At 41.4% G+C, this 22,652-nt stretch carries 18 protein-coding genes; 11 read left to right on the top strand and 7 right to left on the bottom strand.

What is annotated here, in order from left to right; translation table 11 throughout:
- Window positions 1-273 carry a DUF3143 domain-containing protein gene (locus HG267_RS05695; protein WP_045874022.1) on the top strand — a complete coding sequence of 91 codons (273 nt, stop codon included), beginning with the start codon at window positions 1-3 and terminating at the stop codon, window positions 271-273.
- A 458-nt stretch (window positions 274-731) separates the two neighbouring features.
- Here the strand turns inward: HG267_RS05695 and HG267_RS05690 are convergent, their stop codons facing one another.
- The 3 genes from HG267_RS05690 to lysA form a co-directional block, all read right to left on the bottom strand.
- Window positions 732-1,481: an isoprenyl transferase gene (locus tag HG267_RS05690; protein WP_045874021.1), complete on the bottom strand. Its 750-nt coding sequence runs from the start codon at window positions 1,479-1,481 to the stop codon at window positions 732-734.
- A complete protein-coding gene (gene cdaA / locus HG267_RS05685; RefSeq protein WP_045874020.1) occupies window positions 1,478-2,422 on the bottom strand; it encodes a diadenylate cyclase CdaA in 945 nt (314 codons plus the stop codon). The genes HG267_RS05690 and cdaA overlap by 4 nt, the downstream gene beginning before the upstream one ends.
- A 123-nt stretch (window positions 2,423-2,545) precedes the next feature.
- The gene (gene lysA, locus HG267_RS05680) at window positions 2,546-3,949 is read right to left on the bottom strand and encodes a diaminopimelate decarboxylase (protein WP_045874019.1); all 1,404 of its coding nucleotides are present in this window, start codon (window positions 3,947-3,949) and stop codon (window positions 2,546-2,548) included.
- Between the two features lie 91 nt (window positions 3,950-4,040).
- Between lysA and rimI the strand changes: the two genes are divergently transcribed.
- From rimI to lepB, 5 genes are all read left to right on the top strand, one after another.
- Window positions 4,041-4,592, top strand: a complete 552-nt coding sequence (gene rimI / locus HG267_RS05675) for a ribosomal protein S18-alanine N-acetyltransferase (protein WP_045874018.1) — start codon at window positions 4,041-4,043, stop codon at window positions 4,590-4,592.
- Between the two features lie 515 nt (window positions 4,593-5,107).
- On the top strand, window positions 5,108-7,576 hold the full coding sequence (locus HG267_RS05670; RefSeq protein WP_045874017.1) for an ATP-dependent Clp protease ATP-binding subunit: 2,469 nt from the start codon (window positions 5,108-5,110) through the stop codon (window positions 7,574-7,576).
- 154 nt (window positions 7,577-7,730) lie between these two features.
- Complete coding sequence (locus HG267_RS05665) at window positions 7,731-8,003, top strand: hypothetical protein (RefSeq protein WP_045874016.1); 273 nt, start codon at window positions 7,731-7,733, stop codon at window positions 8,001-8,003.
- Window positions 8,000-8,365, top strand: a complete 366-nt coding sequence (locus HG267_RS05660) for a clan AA aspartic protease (RefSeq protein ID WP_045874015.1) — start codon at window positions 8,000-8,002, stop codon at window positions 8,363-8,365. Before HG267_RS05665 ends, HG267_RS05660 begins: the two co-directional genes overlap by 4 nt.
- A 533-nt stretch (window positions 8,366-8,898) precedes the next feature.
- On the top strand, window positions 8,899-9,471 hold the full coding sequence (lepB, locus tag HG267_RS05655; protein ID WP_045874014.1) for a signal peptidase I: 573 nt from the start codon (window positions 8,899-8,901) through the stop codon (window positions 9,469-9,471).
- A 194-nt stretch (window positions 9,472-9,665) separates the two neighbouring features.
- Here the strand turns inward: lepB and HG267_RS05650 are convergent, their stop codons facing one another.
- Window positions 9,666-10,199, bottom strand: coding sequence for a helix-hairpin-helix domain-containing protein (locus HG267_RS05650; protein WP_045874013.1), 534 nt, complete (start codon window positions 10,197-10,199; stop codon window positions 9,666-9,668).
- 13 nt (window positions 10,200-10,212) lie between these two features.
- Window positions 10,213-10,587, bottom strand: a complete 375-nt coding sequence (locus HG267_RS05645) for an NINE protein (RefSeq protein ID WP_045874012.1) — start codon at window positions 10,585-10,587, stop codon at window positions 10,213-10,215.
- A 533-nt stretch (window positions 10,588-11,120) separates the two neighbouring features.
- Between HG267_RS05645 and HG267_RS05640 the strand changes: the two genes are divergently transcribed.
- Window positions 11,121-11,540, top strand: a complete 420-nt coding sequence (locus HG267_RS05640) for a tetratricopeptide repeat protein (RefSeq protein ID WP_052335411.1) — start codon at window positions 11,121-11,123, stop codon at window positions 11,538-11,540.
- Window positions 11,541-11,677: 137 nt separating this feature from the next.
- The gene (locus tag HG267_RS05635; protein WP_045874011.1) at window positions 11,678-12,001 is read left to right on the top strand and encodes a DUF1825 family protein; all 324 of its coding nucleotides are present in this window, start codon (window positions 11,678-11,680) and stop codon (window positions 11,999-12,001) included.
- Window positions 12,002-12,120: 119 nt separating this feature from the next.
- Here HG267_RS05635 and HG267_RS05630 read toward each other — a convergent pair whose 3' ends face one another.
- Window positions 12,121-14,052, bottom strand: a complete 1,932-nt coding sequence (locus tag HG267_RS05630; RefSeq protein WP_045874010.1) for a transglycosylase domain-containing protein — start codon at window positions 14,050-14,052, stop codon at window positions 12,121-12,123.
- A gap of 173 nt (window positions 14,053-14,225) precedes the next feature.
- Here HG267_RS05630 and tyrS point away from each other — a divergent pair, with 173 nt between their 5' ends.
- From tyrS to HG267_RS05615, 3 genes are all read left to right on the top strand, one after another.
- Window positions 14,226-15,422: a tyrosine--tRNA ligase gene (gene tyrS / locus HG267_RS05625; protein ID WP_045874151.1), complete on the top strand. Its 1,197-nt coding sequence runs from the start codon at window positions 14,226-14,228 to the stop codon at window positions 15,420-15,422.
- A 29-nt stretch (window positions 15,423-15,451) separates the two neighbouring features.
- Window positions 15,452-16,177: an orotidine-5'-phosphate decarboxylase gene (pyrF, locus tag HG267_RS05620; RefSeq protein WP_045874009.1), complete on the top strand. Its 726-nt coding sequence runs from the start codon at window positions 15,452-15,454 to the stop codon at window positions 16,175-16,177.
- Window positions 16,178-16,347: 170 nt separating this feature from the next.
- Window positions 16,348-17,091 carry a hypothetical protein gene (locus HG267_RS05615; protein WP_263420028.1) on the top strand — a complete coding sequence of 248 codons (744 nt, stop codon included), beginning with the start codon at window positions 16,348-16,350 and terminating at the stop codon, window positions 17,089-17,091.
- 84 nt (window positions 17,092-17,175) lie between these two features.
- Here HG267_RS05615 and HG267_RS05610 read toward each other — a convergent pair whose 3' ends face one another.
- A complete protein-coding gene (locus tag HG267_RS05610; RefSeq protein WP_045874008.1) occupies window positions 17,176-22,611 on the bottom strand; it encodes an ATP-binding sensor histidine kinase in 5,436 nt (1,811 codons plus the stop codon).
- Window positions 22,612-22,652: the final 41 nt, after the last annotated feature.

The following is a 22,652-nucleotide window of genomic DNA, read 5'->3' as shown; positions in this document are numbered from 1 at the left end:
ATGTCTTTTCTTCCTCCAGATGCACCCTTATATAACCACACCCTGCCACAAATTGAGCAGTGGTTAAAAGACCAAGGCTGTCAACAAAATGAAGCAGAGTTACATTGTTGGCACGTAAAACGCCCTACTTGGCAAGCTGATCTCTCCCTTGATGTTGAGCAACTAACAGTGCGCTATATCGAAGCCGGAGAAAATCACCAAGACATCCTCCGTTCATTTAAATATTCCCTCAGCCGGGAAGATATTGAGCAAGCGGTTTTTGCTGGGCCATAAGGGATCGGGTAATTGGTAATTGGTAATGGGTAATGAGTAATGAGTAATGAGTAATGAGTAATGAGTAATGAGTAATGAGTAATGAGTAATGAGTAATGGGTAATGAGTAATGGGTAATGAGTAATGAGTAATGAGTAATGAGTAATGGGTAATGAGTAATGAGTAATGGGTAATGAGTAATGAGTAATGGGTAATGAGTAATGAGTAATGAGTAATGGGTAATGAGTAATGAGTAATGGGTAATGAGTAATGAGTAATGAGTAATGAGTAATGAGTAATGGGTAATGAGTAATGAGTAATGAGTAATGGGTAATGGGTGTTTATTATTTCTCCCTAATCTCCCTTATCCACCTCATCTCCCACCCTGCGGGAAGCCGCAAAGCGTCTACATCTCCCCAATCCCCAGTCCCCAATCCCCAGTCCCCAGTCCCCAGTCCCCAATCCCCAATCCCCAACCCCTAAACCGCACCAAACCGCCGTTCCCGTTGCTGATAAGCACACAAAGCGCGGTGGAATTCTACGCGGTCAAAATCTGGCCAGAGTGTTTCAGTAATATAAAATTCACCATAAGCCATTTGCCATAAAAGGAAATTTGAGAGGCGCATTTCGCCACTAGTACGTATTAATAAATCTGGATCGGCAATACCTGCTGTATATAAGTGGCGTTCAAATACCGCCTCATCAATTTCATCGGGTTGAATTAGACCTTGTTGAACTTTTTGGGCGATCGCCCGACAAGCCTGTAAAATTTCTTGCCGTCCACCATAATTGGTGGCTACTGTAAACCGGATACTGCGATTATCCTTAGTTTCTGCCATTGAACGGGAAATTTCTTCTTGGAGCGATCGCGGTAGTGCATTCAAATTCCCCACGAACTGAATTTGCACGTTCTCTTCCACCATTTCCCGCAGTTCTTGGCGTAAAACTCTTTGAAATAGAGTCATCAAAAAATCAACTTCTTCTTGGGGTCTTTTCCAGTTTTCTGTGGAAAAAGCGTAAGCTGTTAACGCCTGAATTCCCCAATCTTTACAACAACGCAGCAAATCTTTGAGTGCATCTACTCCCCGTTTATGACCCATAATCCGGGGTAGACCTTGACGTTTAGCCCATCGACCATTGCCATCCATAATCACCGCAACGTGTTTGGGCAGTAATTCTCGTTTTAAGCCAGGGGGCAAATCTTGTAATTCAGTTTGTTGTGCTTTCATTTTTTATCTCGAGAGGCGGTCGTTCGCGTAGCGCGTCGAAGACGTGGTAATCCTAGTAACCTTGAAACCAGTACTAGTGCCTTAGTATTAAGCTGACGACCCAAGCTTAACAAACCAGGAGCCACAGCTTCCCGATCTACCGTTGGGGATAAAAGAGCTTCTAATGACTCTTTTAGTTTCCTAATCGTCAGAGGTCTATTGAGAATTCCCCGCTCAGCTAAGGAAATAGAACCAGTTTCTTCTGATACAACAACACAGATGCAATTTTCGACCCGCTCAGTAATTCCCATCGCAGCCCGGTGGCGTGTACCCAACTGGCGCGAGGCTGTGCGTCCCGAAAGTGGTAAAATTATACCCGATGCAATAATCCGTGAGCCACGTATCAAGGTTGCCCCATCGTGTAATAAAGTTTTCGGTTGAAATATAGTTTGTATTAATTCTTTAGTAACCTCAGCATTCAGTTTCACTCCTGGTACAGAAAAATCTCGCTCGTCAATCGGGCCTGTTGTTTCCACAATCAATAAAGCGCCAATTCGGTTTTTTGACAGTTCTTTGACAGCATCAACAATCTCATCAATTACACTGTCAGATTTAGGTACTGCCAAACTGGAGGGATGAAACAACTGGCGGAATTCGCCGCGCCCTAATTGTTCTAAAAAACGCCGAAACTCTGACTGGAGTGCCACTGCCATTGCTACAGCACAGCCAATAACCAACTTTTCTAGTACGAAATTTAAGAGTGGTAGCCCCAACCTATTACTTAGTGCTGAAGCCAACATTAATATAATAAATCCCCGTACCATCCACAGCGTTCGGCGCTCACTAATAATAACTAGTATCATGTAGGTCAGCGCCAATACTAATACGATATCCAGAGTCCCAAGCAGCAAGGACTGCGACCATCCCAGGTTTGTCAGCCATTGCTTCCACCAATCTCTCATGACATCTGGATTAATATTTTGCCTCTAAAATACAGTGAATTAATAGTCCAGAGTCAAGAGTAAAAAGTCAAGAGTGAACATTTATTAACTCCGGACTTTGAACATTTGACCTTGGACGTTGAACTATTTCTTGAGCCTTTCTGGTAGGCAATCTTGCCTAATTAAGTCCTGATAAGTTTCGCGTTGCAAAATTAAATTTGCTTCGCCGTTTGAGACTACAACAGCTGCCGGTCGGGGTAAGCGATTGTAGTTAGATGCCATACTGTAATTGTAAGCACCAGTTCCCATAACTACGAGAATATCCCCAGGTTCAGTTTGTGGGAGTTGGGCATTTTTAATCAAAATATCCCCAGATTCACAGTGCTTACCAGCAATTGTGACAGTTTCTGTCAAGGGAGCAGAAATTTTGTTAGCGACCACAGCCCGGTACTCTGATTGGTAGGTAATGGGTCGTGGATTGTCTGACATACCTCCATCTACTGCTATGTAAGTACGGATTTCCGGAATTACCTTTGATGAACCTATTGTATAAGCAGTTACACAAGCTGTGGCAATCAGCGATCGCCCTGGTTCCGATAATAACTTGGGTAAAGGTAGATTTTCTGCTGCACAAGCTGTTTGCACTACATCACAAATCGCTTTGACCCATTCATCAATACTTGGTGGATCGTCTGATTCTACATAGCGAATGCCTAAACCACCGCCAACATTTAGCTCTGTCACATTTAAACCGTACTTGGCTGCATCCCGCAACCACTGCACCATGACCGCCGCTAAATCCTGATGGGGCTGGCGTTCAAAAATTTGAGAACCAATGTGAGCGTGTAAACCAGCACAATTCAAGGCTGATTGCTTACTAACAAAGGTAAACACCTCATCCAAATCATTTGGATCGAAGCCAAATTTACTATCTAAGTGTCCCGTGCGGATGTACTCATGAGTGTGACACTCAATACCTGGTGTCAAGCGCAACATAATCCGAATGGGTAGCGGGAAGGAATTTTCTCCTTGCTCCTCTGCTATTTCCACTAAGGTTTTTAACTCATACCAGTTATCCACCACAATGGTGACACCAGACTCAATCGCTAAAATTAACTCTGAGCGAGATTTATTATTGCCGTGGAGGTAAATTTTTTCTGGGCTAACCCCAGCGCTGAGGGCGGTGTAGAGTTCTCCCCCAGACACGACATCGATTCCCAAGCCTTCATCAGCGACAATCGCACAAACTGCTAAACAATTCCAAGCTTTAGAAGCATAAAGTACTTGAGATTCTCCCTGATAATATTGCTGGAAAGCATCTCGATATTGCTGACAAGCCGAACGCAGGGTTTCTTCATCTAAAATATATAAAGGCGAGCCAAACTGCTTTATTAGGGTTGTGATATCACACCCACCAATTTCTAGGCAGCCATGACTATTTACTTGAGCCGTCAAGGGTAAAAGTTCTTGATTAGGCGAAGTGCTACGCCTTGCAGGTAAATATTGACTACCAGCCTGTTGAACCCCAGTGGGGTGAGTCGATACCATAACTATAAGAGTTGTCCTTGTTCAAATTATGGGCGTGAGTGAGTCTCCCGATTCCCAGTTTACAAAGGGTTTGTAATCTTATCCAATAACTGTGATCTCATTAGAGTTAAAACTGCAATTACTGACATCAGACGATCTCAGCGCAATCCTAGAACTGGATAAAGCTTGTTTTGGCGGTCTTTGGACAATGGAAGGCTACCAACGAGAGTTAGATAGTCCCAACAGTGTTTTACTAGGCTTATTTTCCCCGGCTTCTAGCTTAAGTTTGCTAGGAATGGGTTGTTTTTGGTCAATTTTAGAAGAAGCCCACATTACGATTTTGGCAGTACATCCCCAATATCACTGTCAAGGTTTAGGACAAGCTTTACTTTATTCCCTTCTCAAGACAGCTAGCGATCGCGGTTTGGAGCGAGCTACCCTCGAAGTTCGAGCTTCCAACCTAGCGGCTATATCTTTATATCAAAAATTTGGCTTCAAAACAGCTGGGCGACGACGGCGCTACTATCAGGACAATGGCGAAGACGCTTTAATTCTTTGGCTTCCCGACCTGCAATATCCCCAATTTCAAACAACTTTGCTCCAATGGGAGACAATGGTACGCGATCGCCTCAACAAATCCTCTTGGCAATTTCGGTTTTTGTAAAATTGGTCATTTGTCATTGGGTAATGGGTAATTGGTAATTGGGGTTTGTCATTTGTCTTCCTCATCTCCCTCATCCCCAATCCCCAATCCCCCTGATTCCCATGTAACTTTTGATGACTTTGCGGTTGACTTTTGGTCATCTTCATGAAAAAAATACACTTTCTTCAAGAAAATTTGATGAGTATTATTTATTTTTTAAAACTATTTAATTGAAAAAATAAATATATTTTTAATAATTCTTGACTTCACAAAATAGATATGTTAAGAATAAATGTTTGGAAGTGGCTATAAAACTAGACTTCCAGCGCTTTTTTGCGGGCAATTAGAGCTAAAAACGCTGTTTCTCTTGTTCTCCTCAGTACAACAGCCACACAAAAGTAATAAATATTCAGGAATTACGCCATCAACTTGGGTGATACCACTTAGATATCTTGATTTTTTTATACAGATATCCAAAAGCTTGGCCTGTGCTAAAATCAGCGTACCGGCACGACGCAGGTGATGGGAAAAATGCCATGTTTGAACGCTTCACAGAAAAAGCTATTAAGGTAATCATGCTGGCCCAAGAAGAGGCCCGCCGTTTAGGCCACAATTTCGTCGGCACTGAACAGATCCTCCTGGGTCTGATTGGTGAAGGGACAGGAGTTGCGGCCAAGGTGCTGAAATCAATGGGTGTCAATCTCAAAGATGCCCGAATTGAAGTAGAAAAAATCATAGGACGGGGTTCGGGCTTTGTTGCTGTGGAAATTCCCTTTACGCCACGGGCAAAGCGGGTTCTGGAACTATCTTTAGAAGAAGCGCGCCAATTAGGCCATAACTACATTGGCACCGAACATCTGCTGTTGGGCCTGATCCGAGAAGGGGAAGGTGTGGCAGCCAGGGTGTTGGAAAACCTCGGCGTGGATCTATCGAAGGTACGAACCCAAGTCATTCGGATGTTGGGCGAAACAGCTGAAGTCACCCAAGGAGGCCCCTCTGGGCGCACCAAAACTCCAACCTTGGATGAATTTGGTTCCAACCTCACCCAAATGGCAACCGACAACAAACTCGATCCTGTGGTGGGACGCGCCAAAGAAATCGAGCGAGTTATCCAAATATTGGGTCGCCGGACAAAAAATAACCCAGTGCTAATTGGTGAACCAGGGGTTGGTAAAACAGCGATCGCTGAAGGTTTAGCGAGCCGCATTGCCAACAAAGATGTCCCCGACATCCTGGAAGACAAGCGCGTAGTCACACTGGATATTGGTTTACTTGTAGCCGGAACCAAGTACCGGGGTGAATTTGAAGAACGCCTGAAGAAAATCATGGACGAAATTCGTCAGGCGGGTAACGTAATTCTCGTCATTGACGAGGTACACACCCTGATTGGTGCAGGTGCAGCCGAAGGCGCAATCGACGCTGCGAACATCCTCAAGCCAGCTTTGGCTAGAGGTGAGTTGCAATGTATTGGTGCAACCACCCTAGATGAATATCGCAAACACATCGAACGGGATGCAGCATTAGAGCGCCGCTTCCAACCAGTAATGGTAGGTGAACCCTCAGTTGATGAAACAATTGAGATTCTCTACGGTCTGCGCGATCGCTACGAGCAACACCACAAACTAAAAATTTCCGATGAAGCCTTGGTGGCGGCAGCGAAATTGTCTGATCGTTATATTAGCGATCGCTATCTGCCAGATAAAGCCATCGACTTAATCGACGAAGCAGGTTCCCGAGTCCGGTTGATTAACTCCCAATTGCCCCCCGCAGCTAAAGAGTTAGACAAAGAACTGCGCCAAATCTTAAAAGAAAAAGATGATGCAGTTCGCTCCCAAGACTTCGACCGCGCTGGAGAACTGCGCGATCGCGAAATGGAAATCAAAGCCGAAATTCGCGCGATCGCTCAAAGCAAAACCAATGCTTCTGGTAACGAAGGTCTAGAACCCGTAGTTACAGAAGAAGACATTGCCCACATCGTCGCATCCTGGACGGGAGTTCCGGTGAACAAGCTCACCGAATCCGAATCCGAGAAGCTGTTGCACATGGAAGACACCCTACATCAGCGCCTAATTGGACAAGAAGACGCTGTGAAGGCAGTTTCCCGAGCAATTCGCCGCGCTCGTGTCGGTTTGAAAAATCCCAATCGACCCATCGCCAGCTTTGTCTTCTCAGGGCCCACAGGCGTTGGTAAAACCGAATTAGCGAAATCCTTGGCTTCTTACTTCTTCGGTTCCGAGGAAGCAATGATTCGCCTAGATATGTCGGAATATATGGAGCGTCACACTGTCAGCAAACTGATCGGTTCACCTCCAGGTTACGTTGGCTATAACGAAGGCGGTCAGCTAACCGAAGCAGTAAGACGCAGACCTTACACCGTGGTGCTATTCGACGAAATCGAAAAAGCTCACCCCGATGTCTTCAACATGCTGCTGCAAATCTTAGAAGACGGTCGCTTAACCGATGCTAAAGGTCGCACCGTAGACTTTAAGAACACTCTGTTGATTTTGACATCTAACATCGGTTCCAAGGTAATTGAAAAAGGTGGTGGCGGTATCGGCTTCGAGTTTGCAGACGATGCTAGCGAATCGCAATACAACCGCATTCGCTCCTTGGTGAACGAAGAACTGAAGCAATACTTCCGTCCAGAGTTCCTCAACCGTTTAGATGAAATTATCGTCTTCCGTCAGTTGAGCAAGGCCGAAGTTACAGAAATCGCCGACATCATGCTCAAAGAAGTATTTGGTCGCCTGACCGAAAAAGGTATCACCTTAGAAGTCACCGACCGCTTCAAAGACCGCCTCATCCAAGAAGGCTACAGCCCCAGCTACGGCGCACGACCATTACGTCGAGCAATTATGCGCTTGTTAGAAGATAGCTTGGCTGAAGAGATTCTCTCTGGTCGCATTAAAGATGGCGATACAGCCCTGGTTGATGTTGATGAAAACGGTAACGTTCAAGTCAGTTCTCAACAGCGTCGGGAGTTATTATCCCAAGGTGCTGAGTAAAATTTAAAATTTAAAATTTGGGATTAAATCTCAAATTAAAAAATGCAAACGGTAGAGTATTAATTGCTCTACCGTTTTTTGTAGGAAACAGGCGATCGTATTAAATTAGCTCTGAGATAGAATCAAGATAAATTCAAAATTCAGGAGTGAAAGCTTGCAAACTATTCTTTTAAGTCGCGAAGAAGTCGCCAAACGTGCTACCGAACTTTATGAAAATATCATTCGGCAACAAGTAGAAACAGAAGAAAACATTGGTAAGATGGTGATTATTGATATAGAAACAGGTGAATATGGTGTTGATAAAATAGGGATAGAATCAGCTAAATATTTACGTAATAAAAACCCACTTGCTCGACTTTTTGGTATTCGCATAGGTTATAAAGTTGCTGCTTCTTTTAGTGGGGAAATGGAGCGTGATTATCGGTGATTTCTGGGATTATTAAAAATGGACGTGCGACTGTCAACATAATATTTAGACTCCCAAATCAACCAGATTTTAGTATTGAATTTGTTATTGATACAGGATTTACAAATTTTCTTTCCCTACCTCCAGCAGCAGTAGCAGTGTTGGGTCTTCCGTTTGTTTATGATATGTATGTAAATTTAGCTAATAATAGTAATGTCATTTTGCCAGTACATCAAGCTACGATTATTTGGAATGGAGAAGAACGGGAAGTAGATGTACTCGCTACTGGAAGATTGCCTCTATTGGGTACTGCTTTACTTGATGAATATGAACTGGTAATTCAGTTTACTGAAGGTGGTTTAGTAACAATTGAAGAGTTGTAGTTGCAGTTTCATCTATATATTTCCTATCAACATCATTGCGATTTTTATCCCAAGATTGCATATAAGGGAAAATGTCACATTTGGGATTTGAAATTCAAATTTAAAGCTTTTCCTTTTGTGGATTAATTACTGCAATCTCTTATGCAAAAATTTGGTGTATAGCGACCAATAAGTAAATAAGAAAAACCGACTGGCTGTATCGCTCTACCAGTCGGCAACTAGCTTACCTTACTTTTCAGAAGGAGACAATAAGACAATAAAACGGATAATGCTCTAAAACCTTGCCTTAGAATTGCAACAATTATAATTAGGTATTTGAATTACCTATTTACCACACCTAAAATTGCGCTTGTATCGACTTAGACAGGCTTTAGTTCATTTTCAGCGCTTTTGCCTATAATTGGTAGATGCGATAGCCCAATTAATAATGCTTGTATGGGTTTAATGCAGAACCCAACTTGATTACAAGTATACCTTGAGTGCCAAAATAATCAAGGTATTTGTACCACTTTTTTTACTGGCTGAAAAATTTTATGACTCCTCACGAAAGTGAAGCAAAAGATAGCCCAGCGTCATCTAAAATATGGCGTAGTTGGCAGGAAAATCTAACTCTAGTTGCGATCGCGTTATGTTTGGCATTTCTTATCCGAACTTTTATTGCCGAACCGCGTTTTATCCCTTCGGATTCTATGTTACCCACCTTACACACAGGCGATCGCCTGGTTGTGGAAAAAATATCTTATAAATTTCATCCGCCTAAAACTGGTGATATTATTGTTTTTCAGCCACCAGAAGAACTGCAACGCCGGGGATATCCTCAAGACCAAGCTTTTATCAAGCGGGTGATTGGTGAACCGGGAGAGGTTGTGAGTGTTGCTCATGGTAAAGTTTATCTCAACGGTCAAGCTTTGCAAGAAGACTATATTGCTGAACCACCAAATAATCCTTACCCGCCACAAGTAGTTCCAGAAGGCGAATTTTTTGTCATGGGTGATAATCGTAACGATAGTAATGACTCTCGTTACTGGGGTTTTTTACCCAGAAAAAATATTATTGGTCGAGCCACATTCCGTTTTTGGCCCCTCGACCGCTTTGGGTTTATTTAAAATTAAAGGCTAGGGACTAGTGGTCTGTCAAATTCATTTTGACTGTTAGAGAGACGCGATAAATCGCCGTCTCTACAGGAAATCTATCCGTCAATTATTTCTTGACAGACTACTAGAAATTAGAAATTAAAAGTAGCTTTTTTAGTTAATTATGATTGTTCCTAGTCCCCAATCCCTAATCCCCAATCCCCAACTTAAAACCTGAGATAATACATTAATTGGGCGATCGCATCTGCTGGTAGTGCCAAACGCTGCTGGAAATCCACTAAGCTACGATAAGGGCCAGCAGCTAAACGATTTTGCACAACAGCTTGCGCTAAAGATATATCAATAAAAGGTATTTTTGCTAAATGTTCAACTGTTGCTAAATTGGGATTAATTAAAGGTGCTGGACATTCTAAAGATTCTTCGTCATAGTAAGCAAAATTAAGCAGTGGCTTGATTGGCTGTAATCGCTGCACAGGAATCGCCAAAGCTGCTGCAATATCTTCTATACAATAAAATTTAACACCGGAACGTGAAAGTTCTACGAGCGATCGCGCCTGATGAATGGAAAACCCAGGTAAGCGTAACCAATCATCTACAGTTGCTTGATTAGCATCAATGTGAATCCCCAATTGGATCGCCAGCTGAATTTCTTCCCCAGATTGCAGTCTATAGTAAGGGTCGTTGAGGAGCTGGGTACGGAGTTTTTGTAACCTGGGGTTGAAAGATAGCCAGTTTTTCATACTTTTTCTGGTGTCAAGAAATTTGGTCTAGCATCTGGCGGCGCTTTTGCTCAAATTCGTACTCCGAAATTAATCCATCTTGGCGCAGCTTATCTAATTCTCGCAAAGCATCTGCGATCGCTCCTACTTGATTGCTTACCTGCTGTGAATTTTTGATTGCTGACTTACCAAAATTAAAATTGCGATCAAAAGCTTCTTCATCTTGAGCCAAATACCAAACCCCTTCAATAGCACTGGCTACTTTGGGGATAGGAGTCCAGGAAAGCAGAACATACAATATTCCCCACACAGGTTGGCCTAGATAAAACTTATGTAATCCTGAAATGGTCAGCGTGCCAGAAAAAGCTAAAATAGCGGCAACGCTGCGGCTTTTTCGCTTGGTTAACATATTCCCCAATTTACCACTAGTACATTACCTACAATTAGATAGTCATCCTAGCAAAGCACTTGCATAAATGCAGCTTATTGTTTGGTGTTGGGCATTGAGTGTTTGATGTTTTTGTTGCTCACCCACTACCAATTACCGATGGTTACGGCTATAAGTTGCAAACAAACTTAACTATGACATTGGCTGTGCTGCCTTCGGCTTGTTCTCTACAGCAAATATTTATACTTCTCCTAATGTATATGAATCTATTTTATTGATTTTTGCTATGGCTGATCAGTTCTCAATAAGTAGGCTATATTCAAATAACCTAGATACAGAGGAATTGCCCAAATTCATTGTATTTCCTAGTAGTTATTTATATCTATTATGTAATATAATATATTACATAAACTTGGGCTGAGGAAATTTCTTAAATAGCAAAAATTTGAGCTAGATTTTAGTTCAACCTAGTCTTAGCCACAAAAAATAAAATTCTCGGTTTTTAGTGTACCGAATAGTTGCAAAATATCCACCTGTTGTTACTAAAAGCAGCGATGTCCCTAATTCCGAAACTCAGAGAAAAATCAGTGGAACAGAAAGTAGACCAAAAAAATCATGTTCAGCCCGTCGAACAAAACTATGCGGATCGTCACTACCAGCGAGCTGTTCAGTATGCTAACCAAAGCAACTGGGCAAGTTGTGTGCAAGAATTACGTGAGGCCATCAAACTAGAACCAAAAATTAGTGACTATCATGCGTTATTAGGCGTTGCATATTTTAAGCAGAACTTCCAGGGAATGGCAACAGTTTATATTCGCCAAGCATTAAAGCTGAATCCCCAACATCCTGTAGCGTTAAAATATGCTGCCAAGCTGAACATTAAAGAAGCCCAACCACCTAATCCTAAATCAGCAGCAATTTCTGTAGGTCTTGCCTCAGTATTAAGCTTGTTTACTTCACGCTCGGAATCTTGAGTCAAGTGTTGAAATTTCCCTAAAAAACCGTAAAGGAACCGGAGCTTATTCCCTAGAGTATTGCCCTAGACTAGAATAAAAATATAAGCAAAACCATAATTTGCTGAGTGTGGGCGCTCAGTTGAATATTAAACAAAATGGGATTCTTTGACTCTGAGATAGTTCAGCAAGAAGCGAAACAGCTGTTTGACGATTATCAAGCACTTATCAAGCTTGGTAATAGCTACGGCAAATTTGACCGTGAAGGTAAAAAGCTGTTTATTGAGCAAATGGAAGCCATGATGGATCGGTATCGCATCTTTATGAAGCGCTTTGAGCTATCAGAAGATTTCATGGCACAAATGACTATGGAGCAGATGAAAACTCAGCTAGGTCAGTTTGGAGTGACACCACAACAAATGTTTGACCAAATGCATCTTACTCTACAACGGATGAAAGCCGAGCTGGAAAAACAAGTATAGGGTCTAGGGGCTAGAAGTTTGGTAATAGTGCTGCTATTAAGTCAGTCAAAATCTCAAATCCAAAAAGTCAATATTAATCAGCTTCTAGTCCTTAGTCCCCAGTAACCATTCTCTAGTTCCTATTCTCGCTCATTCGATTTCGGACGAGGAAACTGAGAGGGCGATTTAAAGCTTTCTACTGGTACATCCTTTAAAGCCTTTTGCATAAAGTCACGCCAGATGGGGGCTACCATCACCCCACCTGTAGCACCGTGGGCTAATTGTCTATTGTCGTCTCTACCAACCCAGACAGCAGTTGTTAACTGGGGTACCGTACCTACAAACCAAATATCCTTTTCTGAGGATGTTGTACCCGTTTTACCTGCAGCAGGGCGACCTATAGCAGCATTTTTACCAGTACCATCAGTAATTACCGATTGCATAACATTGATAATTGCTGCCGATGCCCAAGGATCTAAAACTAGCTGGGGCTTGGGTGTATTATCTAATAAAACGTTTCCGCTACTATCTGTAACACGGGCAATGACTGTGGGTGGTGACTGCCAACCATAATTAGCAAAGGTGGCATAGGCACTAGCCATTTCTAATGGTGTCACGCCAATCGCACCTAGAGGTAAAGAAGTTACTGGCTCCATTGGACTCATAATTCCTAAGGTACGGCAAGTTTCGATGACTTTATTCATCCCCACTGACTTACCAACCTTAATGACAGGGATATTACGCGATTGGGCTAGGGCTGTGCGAATTGACATGGCCCCAGAAAACCCACCATCATAGTTTCTGGGATAGTACCAACCATTACCATCTCGATAGCTAACTGGAGCGTCTACCACCGTTGTGTCTGGTGCAAATTTTCCAGAAGCAAAAGCTGTGTAGTATACAAATGGCTTAAAAGAAGATCCAGGCTGACGTTGCGCTTGGGTAGCACGGTTAAATTCGCTGGTTTTAGCGTCTACACCACCTACCAAAGCTTTGACAAAATGCGTGCGGGGGTCGATTGCTACCAAAGCCATTTGATTTTTAGATAAGCCTTCGCCTTGGAGCCTTTCATGCCAGGTAGCGACAGTTTGCTCTGCCATTTTTTGGAATTCGGCATCAACTGTAGTTTGGACACGCATACCGCCTTTCAACAATGCTTCTCGCCCAAACTTCTTCGCTAACTCCTGAGATACAGTATTAGTGACATAAGGTAATGCACTACCTTGAAATGACCTAATTTTACCTAATTTAATTTCTTGCTTGAGAGCATCATCGTACTCTTGCTGGCTAATCCAATTCAAGTCCAGCATCCGCCCTAAAACTTCTTTTTGTTTTTGTTTTGCCAACTTCATGCTGACAAAAGGGCTAAACTCCTCTGGTGCTTGAATTAAACCAGCCATCATCGCCGATTCGCCCAAAGTTAAATATTCTGAGGATTTGTTAAAGTAACTGCGTGCTGCAGTTTGTACTCCATAGTTGTTATGACCCCAATACACTTGATTGAGGTACATTTCTAATATTTGGTCTTTAGAAAGAATTTGCTCTAAGCGGATTGCCAGAACTGCTTCTGCGATTTTGCGGGTAAAGGCACGCTTTTGAGACAAAAATATATTTTTCACCAACTGCATGGTGATGGTAGAGCCACCTTCTTTAACTCCACCAGCAATTGAGTTAACCACGATCGCACGCCCTACACCTGTAGGGTTAATACCGTGGTGGTTGTAAAAATGACCATCTTCACTGGCTAATACAGCCCGTTTTAAATTGGGAGAAATTTTATCTAAGGGCATCACTTCGCGGTTAGCTTCGCCATGAACACTAGCTAACAGCTTGCCTTTAAGATCATAAATATAAGTAGTTTCTGAAGGAAAAAAGTTACGTAGTTGCCTCACATCTGGCAAGTTACGGAAACTAATAGCCAAGCCCACCAATCCCCCCGCCACAATTGAACTTGTCAGCATCGTGATTGATAATAGAGTTGCGCCAGCTACCTGACCTACTCCTTTCAAAAACTCAAAACCTGATGAAGCCTTAGTGTGTGGCTCCTTGTCTTCAAAAGTCCTAGACGACACGGCGATTTCACTTCCTCACTTGTAAATTTAACTGTAATTGATTTGGCGAAGCAAGGCGGTTGATTTTTTGCAATTATAGTAGTTTGGCAGATAAGAGAACGGACAAATTGCCAGTGAATACAACCAACTTAATTTCTTCAGCCCAAAGTTTAATTAATAGCGAATCTCCTAGCATGGCGCAAGATTTTGCTTGGTTGCGTCGTGGTGTTGTGGAAATCTTCCCACAACCAACAGATGTTGACAGCGAAAGTGAAACTTTAGAAAAGCGCTTGGCAACTACAAGCAGACCTTTAAGGGTCAAATTAGGCATTGATCCAACCGGTGCTGATATTCATCTTGGTCATAGCATACCGGTACGAAAACTGCGAGCTTTTCAAGATGCTGGTCATACAGCAGTGCTAATTATTGGTGATTTTACAGCTCGCATTGGCGATCCAACTGGTAAATCTGAGGTACGTCGCCAACTGACAGAAGCAGAGGTAGCGCAGAACGCTCAGACTTATCTTGACCAAGTACGCCCCATATTGGATTTTGACACACCTGGCAAATTAGAGGTACGTTATAACTCCGAATGGCTCTCCCGGCTAGATTTAGGAAAAATTTTAGAATTACTTTCCACAATGACAGTAGGGCAGATGCTAGCCAAGGAAGGATTTGCAGAACGTTATAAAAAAGAGAATCCAATTTTCATTCATGAGTTCCTTTATCCGTTGATGCAGGGATATGATTCTGTGGCGGTTGAGGCTGATGTGGAGTTAGGCGGAACTGATCAAAAATTTAATATTGCTGTGGGGCGAGATTTACAACGCCATTTTGGGCAAAAGCCTCAGTTTGGGCTATTACTACCAATTTTGATTGGTACAGATGGCGTACAGAAAATGTCTAAGTCTTTAGGTAATTATGTAGGGTTATCGGAACACCCATCAGATAAATATCAAAAGTTGCAGGGAGTTCCCGATCAATTACTAACCCAGTATTTTGAGCTACTGACAGATTTAGCTTTAGAGAAATTGCCCGCAAACCCACGCGATCGCCAATTACTTTTAGCATGGGAAGTTGTGAAACAATATCATGGTGAAGCTGCGGCGAATCAGGCGAAAGCAGCTGCCGATAGCGGTGGTAAAAAAGGTGCTATCCCGGAATTCTCTTTGGCTGAAATTCCCCAGTTTCCCGTAAAATTGGCTTATTTGCTCAATGTTAGCGGCCTGTGCAAAAGTAGCGGCGAAGGTAAACGCAAAATTCAAGAAGGTGGGGTTTACCTAGATGGCGATCGCATTACTAATGTTGATACCACTTTTGCCCAACCTGATGAGTTAGCTCAGAAAGTTTTGCAGGTAGGGAAAAACAAGTTTGTGCGCTTAGTACCTTAATCTATGAAATGAACCGCCGATCAACGCCGATGAAAGCCGAGCAGCGAATTATTGTACCTTTGGATGTACCAGATGTAGCGAGTGCGATCGCTCTTGTGGATCAGCTTCCGCAAGTGAATTTCTGGAAAGTTGGCTTAGAGTTATTTACTAGCACTGGGCCAGCTATTCTCGCAGAGCTAAAATCTCGAGAAAAGCAGATTTTTCTGGATTTAAAGTTTCATGATATCCCCAATACTGTTGCTGGCGCTTGTCAGGCGGCGGCTCGTTATGGGGTGGATTTGTTAACTATTCATGCTACTGCTGGTAAGGATGCACTGAAAGCCGCAACCGCAGCAGTACAAACAGGGGCAGCCCAAGCGGGTGTAAAACCGCCGAAATTGATTGCGATTACGCTGTTGACGAGCATTTCTGCTAGGCAATTGGCGTTTGATTTAAAAATTCCCCTAGAATTGCCAGAATATGCTTTGTCAATGGCGCTACTAGCTCAAGAAACAGGGTTAGATGGTGCAGTTTGTTCCCCCCAAGAGGTAGCACAATTGCGGCAAACCTGCGGGGATGATTTTCTCTTTGTTTGTCCTGGCGTGCGTCCAAGTTGGGCAGACAAAGCAGATCAACAGCGATCGCTCACCCCAGCACAAGCCATTAAAGCTGGGGCAGATTATTTGGTAATTGGCCGTCCAATTACTGCGGCTACCGAGCCTGAGTTAGCCTGGAACAGAATTATTGAGGAGATAACCAAAGAGACTAACAAATAAAAAATATCCTGTCGCTGTGTAGGCTGGGGGAGCAGAGGAAGCAGAGGAGGAATATAATTTCGCCTTTGCTCTCAAAACTCGATAATCTAATTTTTTGCAGTTCCCAAGAGGCATAAAACAGAAATATTCTCTCTTCCAGAAGTGATAGGCGATCGCTCCCAAAACCAAGCATGAAAACCAATCTCCATTACCCATTACCCATTACCCCTAATCCCCAGTCCCCAGTCCCCATTACCCCTTATCCCCAGAGGGGGCCCCGAGTTCCCCAGCCCCCATTACCCCTTATCCCCAGAGGGGGCCCCGAGTTCCCCAATCCCCAAAAAAGCCGCTTCTGGCTGATAGTTTGTTGCTTCTGGCTAGTATTTAACAGCTTTGATAACTTAGCATTTTCGCAAAACTCATCTGTATCTAAGGATAAGGTGAAGTCTGCTTGCACTGAGCAAGATGTGCAATCTTTAACTACTTGGATGCTACGCGATTTACCGAGTTATACTAATCGCGTCAGTCAACGCGCCCGCCGTCTTAGCCGGAGTAGTGAAGTTTACAGTTATATACTTTTAGCAGGTAGGCCAGAGTTTACACCTTTACCTTTGAATCCGGGAATTGACACCCCAGAGACAGCAAAAAGTTCATCATCAGGAGTCGATCAAGTTTTCTTTACTACTTTAGAACGGCAGTATGTTGGGGGGAAAGCTGTGGAATTAGAAGAGTTCCACTGGCTATTGTTGACTAAAACTCAAAATGGCTGGCGTTTGGTAATGATGTTTACTCAAACTGATGCATCTGTTCCTGGACAACCAGTATCTCCCCCAAGAGATAGTAGTAATAGCGCTATTGCTCAAGCAATTAAAATTTGGCTACGGGATTGTCAGGCGGGAACTGTGCGGATGGGTGCGATTCAAGGAAATAAGTAATAGCATTGAGAAATTGATTTAGGGGAAAGGTTAAAGGGGAAAGGGTAAGGGTTTTAATTTTACCCTTTTACTTTTGTGGTGAATTTAGTCATTATCGCCATAGATAGGAATCTGAATTTCAAATTCTGTACCCTTACCTAGAGCAGAGTTGACATTAATGATGCCTTCATGTTTTTCTACAATAATTTGACGTGCGATCGCTAATCCTAAACCTGTTCCTTTACCTACACCTTTAGTAGTAAATAAATGGTCAAAAATCTTGGCTTTGACTTCTTCTGACATCCCCAGTCCATTGTCAGCAATAGAAATTTTTACGTTTTTATTTTGCACAGATGTAGTAATTGTAATCAGGTTAGGATTGGTTTGAATTTCTGTAAAACTCCGTCCAGTATTTGATTCATCTAAGGCATCAATGGCATTTGCTAAAATATTCATGAATACCTGATTTAATTGCCCTGGAAAACATTCTATTTTTGGTAGATTGCCATAATTTGTCATTACTTCAATTGCTGGGCGGTGTTCGTTAGCTTTGAGGCGATGTTTAAGAATCAGAATTGTGCTATCGATACCTTCATGGATATTAAATTTTACTTTGTAATCTTTATCGGCACGGGAAAAAGTTCTTAAGCTGGTGCTAATATTACTCAGGCGATTACAAGCAATTTCCATTGAATCAATTACCTTGGGCACATCATCTAATAGGTAATCTAAATCAATTTCTTCTGCGTGATTGATAATTTCGTCGTTAGGGTTTGGTAAGCTTTGTTGGTAAAGTCTCAAATGTTCTATAATATCTGCGAAGCTAGGTTTAGTTTGAGTTAAGCTAGCAGAAATAAAGCCGAGAGGATTATTCATTTCATGGGCTACCCCTGCAACTAAATTTCCCAGTGCTGACATTTTTTCACTTTGGACTATTTGTAATTGCGCTTGTTGTAAATCTTGTAATGCTTGTTGCGCTTGTTGGTACATCCGCGCATTTTCTAATGCTATAGCTGCTTGGGAAGCAAGTAATTTTAGCACTTGCAAACGGTCATTAGTAAATACTCCTTGAGTGAGTTTATTTTCTAAATAGATAATGCCTACTAAATAACCTTGATTAATAATTGGTGTACAAATAACGCTCTTGGGTTGATGCTTCAACATATATTCCCCAATTACGCCAGGAATATTAGTTTCTAAATTATTGATGATGACTGTTTGTTGAGTATTTTTGACATAATAGATAATTTTTATGGGAATATCTTGACATTGCTCTAATGGCTGTGATTCAAGAATAGTTTTAACTTGAGTTTGGGAATTTTCTTGATAAGTAATAAAGGTAATTGCTCTGACTTGCCAAGTATCTTCTACAGGAAGAATTAGTGCAGATTTTTTGGCACCAGAGTTTTCTAGAATAATGCGGGTAAGGTTGGTGATGAGTTCATCTAATTGGATGGAACTAGAGATAGCTTGAGCAGCTTTGAGGACAGAGGTAAAATCTAGAGCATCAGAAACATTGGTACTAGAAGAGTTAGTACATGCAGAAGTCCCTGAAAAGGCAATAGTAGGAATAGTTTCTAGTAGCGGATTGAAACGGTGTTCTTGTTGTTGGACAATTGGTTGGAGCAGTTGCGTGTAGCGTTTTTCTAAGTCATCAGTTTTTGCTTTAGCTCCCCAATGAGCATAACAGTAATAAGCTTCTTGCATATAAGCTTCGGCAACTTTTTCTTTACCCCAGTTGAGATAAAATTTTGCTGCAAGTTCGTTAGCAAGGGCTAATTCTTGAATATAGCCATTTTCTTTTGCTTGCTTAATAGCATCATCGTAGAGATTAAAAGCAGCAAATTCTCTGTTTAAAACCCGATTTATTTCGGCTTCAATCAAATTATATTTATGCTGATAATTACTTGGGGCGAACTCTGCCCATTTCTGCATTTGCTGCTGATTTTCTGAGACTTTTTTGAGATATTCTTGCTTTTGTGATTCTCCAGCAGTGGAGCATAAACCAAGTAAACTGAGAGATTGGTAAAAATTTCTCAGAGGAATAATTGCTAAACCAGTTGCACCAGCTTCGTATTCTTCAAATTTTTGAGCAAATTCAGATGCATCTTGGTAGTCTTCAAAGAAATAGGATAATAAAGTTTTCGCTAGATAAACATAACAAATACCGTTAATATTTTGATATTCAATTAATCCCGGTAAATCTGTTTTTTCGTTAAAAGCAGAACCAAGAAGCAACGTAGGTTTATTAACTTTACCTTGTAAGTTTAAGACAGTTTGTCTCCAAATTTTACCCCAAATTAACGATACCTCTTGCTTAATTTCTGCCATGAGGTTGCAGTATTTAAATGATTCAGACTCAGCAATATCTAGATGTTCTCCCGCCCAAAAGAGAAACTGACAATAGCAATTGGCGCAATAACCTACATATTCTAAATTCCCAGTTTCTAAGCCACTTACTAAACCTTCTTGGAATAATGGTAATGTAGATTTTATTGGGTCTTTCCAGTGTTTAATAAATAAACTGAAGGTGAGATAAACTCTACTTTTTAGCTCTTTTGCTGGGAAACGCTCTAACATTAATACTGCTAAAGTACCAAATTGATAACCTGCATCAATTTCTCCCATACCGCACAACAGTAATCCATACAAACTATAGGCGATCGCAGCTTGGGGAGAGTTACCATGTTGAATACAAATTTTCACCATTGTGAAAATCTTTAACGGTAGCAATGCGGGTTGAGCAATATAAACTGGTGCAAATAAGCCAGAGAGAATCCGCAAGGCGAACAGTTGATTGGGGTCAAGGAGTTCTGGTAAATTAGCCAAGTCGCTGATTAAGCGATCGCTTAACAGCAGTTTGACTTGTTCGGCTTCTTGGAAAGTCGTTTCGCGATCGCAGTCTGTTGGTAAAGTGACACCCAGTAAGCTTAAGGCTTCCCTTCCTGTCGCGATGGCTTCAATAAATTTATTTTGCGCGGTGTACGATTGAATCTGAATTTCGTAGACTTTAACTTTCTCTAAGGCTGTTTTTGCGTGCTGAAGGGTGATATCGATTAATTTTTTAGAAGCATCAAAGTTGGTATTTAAATATTCTGATTCAGCCGCAGATTCGTAAAGTCCTAGAGTCAAATCATATTCACTATCCCAACTATCAGCTGCTAGCAGTTTCATAGCAATACTGAAATAACTCACAGCCGCAGCATAAGCCGTAGATGATTTAGCTCTATTACCAGCAATTAAATTAAGTTGAGCTAGTTGATTTTTTTGATTTTGTTCAACAATTAAATCAATCCCTAAGTTTAATTGATTAACAATATTAAATATGCGGTTTTCTAAGTCTGCATCATCTGTATTTTTCAGTAACAACTGCCCAATACTTAAGTGAGTTGTTTGTTTTTGATTTTCAGGAATTAAAGAGTAAGATGCTTGCTGTACTCGGTCGTGTAGAAATCTATAGGTAGGAACTTGGAAACTGGCATTAGCAAAAGGTTGTGAGTCAGAATCTTTCCCAGTTTCCTGATAAAATTTATAAACTTCACTATTAGGTAAAATCACTCCTTCTTGTAAAGCTTTCCATAAATCAGCAGCCGTTTCAATTTGAGAATGCTGATAAATAATTGCTAGGGTATTGAGGTCAAAGCGGTTACCAATACAAGCAGCTAATTTTAAAATATCTTGAGTGGCTTGTGGCAACTTTTGTAACTGAATTGCCATAAATTCAACCACATCATCAGTTAGAGCTAAGGCTGTAACTTCAGCAATGTCGCATTGCCAATAGCCTAACTCAAAATTAAAAGTAATCAACCCATCCTCATATAATTTTTTCAGAAATTGATTATTGAAAAAAGGATTACCTTTAGTTTTTTTATAGACTAATTCTGTTAAAGGGAGGGCAATCTCTTCAGTACAACTAAGAGTATCAGCTATCAGGAGATTAATATCAGATTTATTCAGTGGGCTTAAAGTAATGGTGTTGACTGTTGCTTTGGTTTTGATAATTTCAAATAGAGTTAAGCTTAAAGGGTGAATAGGAGAAACTTCGTTATCTCGATAAGCACCAATAATTAGTAAATAGCCGCGATTGGCTTCACTCATTAAGAGTTGCATGAGTTTTAGCGAAGCCAAATCTGCCCATTGTAAATCATCCAGAAAAATTACTAAAGGATGTTCGGGAATAGTGAAAGTAGAAATAAATTTTTGAAACAATAAATTAAAGCGATTTTGGGCTGCATTCCCAGAAAGTTCTGGTACAGGTGGTTGTGTACCAATAATCTCTTCTAACTCGGGAATTACTTCAATAATTACCTGTCCGTTATCACCTAATGCTGATAGAATTTGAGTTTTCCATTGTTGCAATTGGCTATCACTTTCAGTCAGTAATTGTCCCATCAAATCCCGCAAGGCTTGGACAAAGGCAGAGAAAGGAACGTTACGATTAAACTGGTCAAACTTACCTTTAATAAAATACCCATGTTGTTTGACAATTGGTTTATGAATTTCATTGACAACAGCAGTTTTTCCCGTACCAGAAAAACCAGCAACCAACATCAATTCTGAGTTATTATTGGCAACGCGATCAAACGCGCTGAGTAAAGTTTGAACTTCTGTTTCTCGCCCATAGAGTTTTTCGGGGATAATGAAGCGATCGCATATATCTCGTTTGCCAATATCGAAGTAGGCAATTTTCCCGGTAGCGTTTAATTGAGCGAGACATTTTTGCAAATCATATTTCAAACCTAAGCCACTTTGATAGCGGTCTTCGGCATTTTTTGCCATTAATTTACTCACAATCTCACCCAGTACTAGAGGAATTGCAGGGTTAATTTCATTCACTAAAGGCGGTTGTTTGGCAATATGACAATGTACCAACTCCATCGGTTCATGAGAATTAAACGGTAATTTTCCTGTCAGTAGTTCAAAAAATGTTACACCCAAGGAATAAAAATCACTGCGGTAATCTATACCCCGATTCATCCGTCCTGTTTGTTCGGGGGATAAATAAGCTAAAGTCCCTTCTAAAACGTTAGGACTGATCATGGTTTGGGTTTCTCTAGGTAATAAAGAAGCAATACTAAAGTCGATGAGTTTAACTTCTTGAGTTTTTGGATGAATGAGAATATTCGCAGGTTTAATATCTTTGTGGATGACGCGATTTTGGTATAAATAGTCAATAATCTCAGTTAATTGCAGTGCTATTTGCAAAAATTCGATCAATGCTAGTGGTTGATTGCTGGTGTATTCTTTTAAAGAAATTCCTCCAGAATCTTCCATTACCAATGCATAGCTATTACGGTAAGCTTCTAAACTTAAAGGACAGACGATACCGGGAGTATCAAGATGTTTAGCAATAGTATATTGGTTGCGAAATTGCAACAGTTCGTTGAAACTAGGAAATTCCAACCGTAATATTTTGATGACAACAGCCTGTTGATCCGCAACTCTAATAGCGCGATAAACTTCGCTTTTATAACCTTGGTAGAGTTTGGCGACGAATTCATAGCCATTAATGTGGGAAAATTTATCACTTTCTCTTGTCATGGTTATACTCCACAAATCAATTTTATTTGCTAAAAATCAAA

This window comes from Tolypothrix sp. PCC 7601 (genome assembly GCF_025677855.1).
GTDB lineage: Bacteria > Cyanobacteriota > Cyanobacteriia > Cyanobacteriales > Nostocaceae > Aulosira > Aulosira diplosiphon.
The sequence above is the reverse complement of the archived record's forward strand: the minus strand, read 5'-3'. Positions and strand labels throughout refer to the sequence as shown.

What these genes read in the sequence shown, in the direction of transcription:
- HG267_RS05610 (WP_045874008.1), bottom strand. Translation starts at nt 22,611, where the DNA reads ATGACAAGAGAAAGTGATAAATTTTCCCACATTAATGGCTATGAATTC.
- HG267_RS05690 (WP_045874021.1), bottom strand. Translation starts at nt 1,481, where the DNA reads ATGAAAGCACAACAAACTGAATTACAAGATTTGCCCCCTGGCTTAAAA.
- lysA (WP_045874019.1), bottom strand. Translation starts at nt 3,949, where the DNA reads ATGGTATCGACTCACCCCACTGGGGTTCAACAGGCTGGTAGTCAATAT.
- HG267_RS05650 (WP_045874013.1), bottom strand. Translation starts at nt 10,199, where the DNA reads ATGAAAAACTGGCTATCTTTCAACCCCAGGTTACAAAAACTCCGTACC.
- HG267_RS05635 (WP_045874011.1), top strand. Translation starts at nt 11,678, where the DNA reads ATGGGATTCTTTGACTCTGAGATAGTTCAGCAAGAAGCGAAACAGCTG.
- HG267_RS05670 (WP_045874017.1), top strand. Translation starts at nt 5,108, where the DNA reads ATGTTTGAACGCTTCACAGAAAAAGCTATTAAGGTAATCATGCTGGCC.
- cdaA (WP_045874020.1), bottom strand. Translation starts at nt 2,422, where the DNA reads ATGAGAGATTGGTGGAAGCAATGGCTGACAAACCTGGGATGGTCGCAG.
- HG267_RS05615 (WP_263420028.1), top strand. Translation starts at nt 16,348, where the DNA reads ATGAAAACCAATCTCCATTACCCATTACCCATTACCCCTAATCCCCAG.
- pyrF (WP_045874009.1), top strand. Translation starts at nt 15,452, where the DNA reads ATGAAAGCCGAGCAGCGAATTATTGTACCTTTGGATGTACCAGATGTA.
- HG267_RS05695 (WP_045874022.1), top strand. Translation starts at nt 1, where the DNA reads ATGTCTTTTCTTCCTCCAGATGCACCCTTATATAACCACACCCTGCCA.
- HG267_RS05645 (WP_045874012.1), bottom strand. Translation starts at nt 10,587, where the DNA reads ATGTTAACCAAGCGAAAAAGCCGCAGCGTTGCCGCTATTTTAGCTTTT.
- lepB (WP_045874014.1), top strand. Translation starts at nt 8,899, where the DNA reads ATGACTCCTCACGAAAGTGAAGCAAAAGATAGCCCAGCGTCATCTAAA.
- HG267_RS05640 (WP_052335411.1), top strand. Translation starts at nt 11,121, where the DNA reads ATGTCCCTAATTCCGAAACTCAGAGAAAAATCAGTGGAACAGAAAGTA.
- tyrS (WP_045874151.1), top strand. Translation starts at nt 14,226, where the DNA reads ATGGCGCAAGATTTTGCTTGGTTGCGTCGTGGTGTTGTGGAAATCTTC.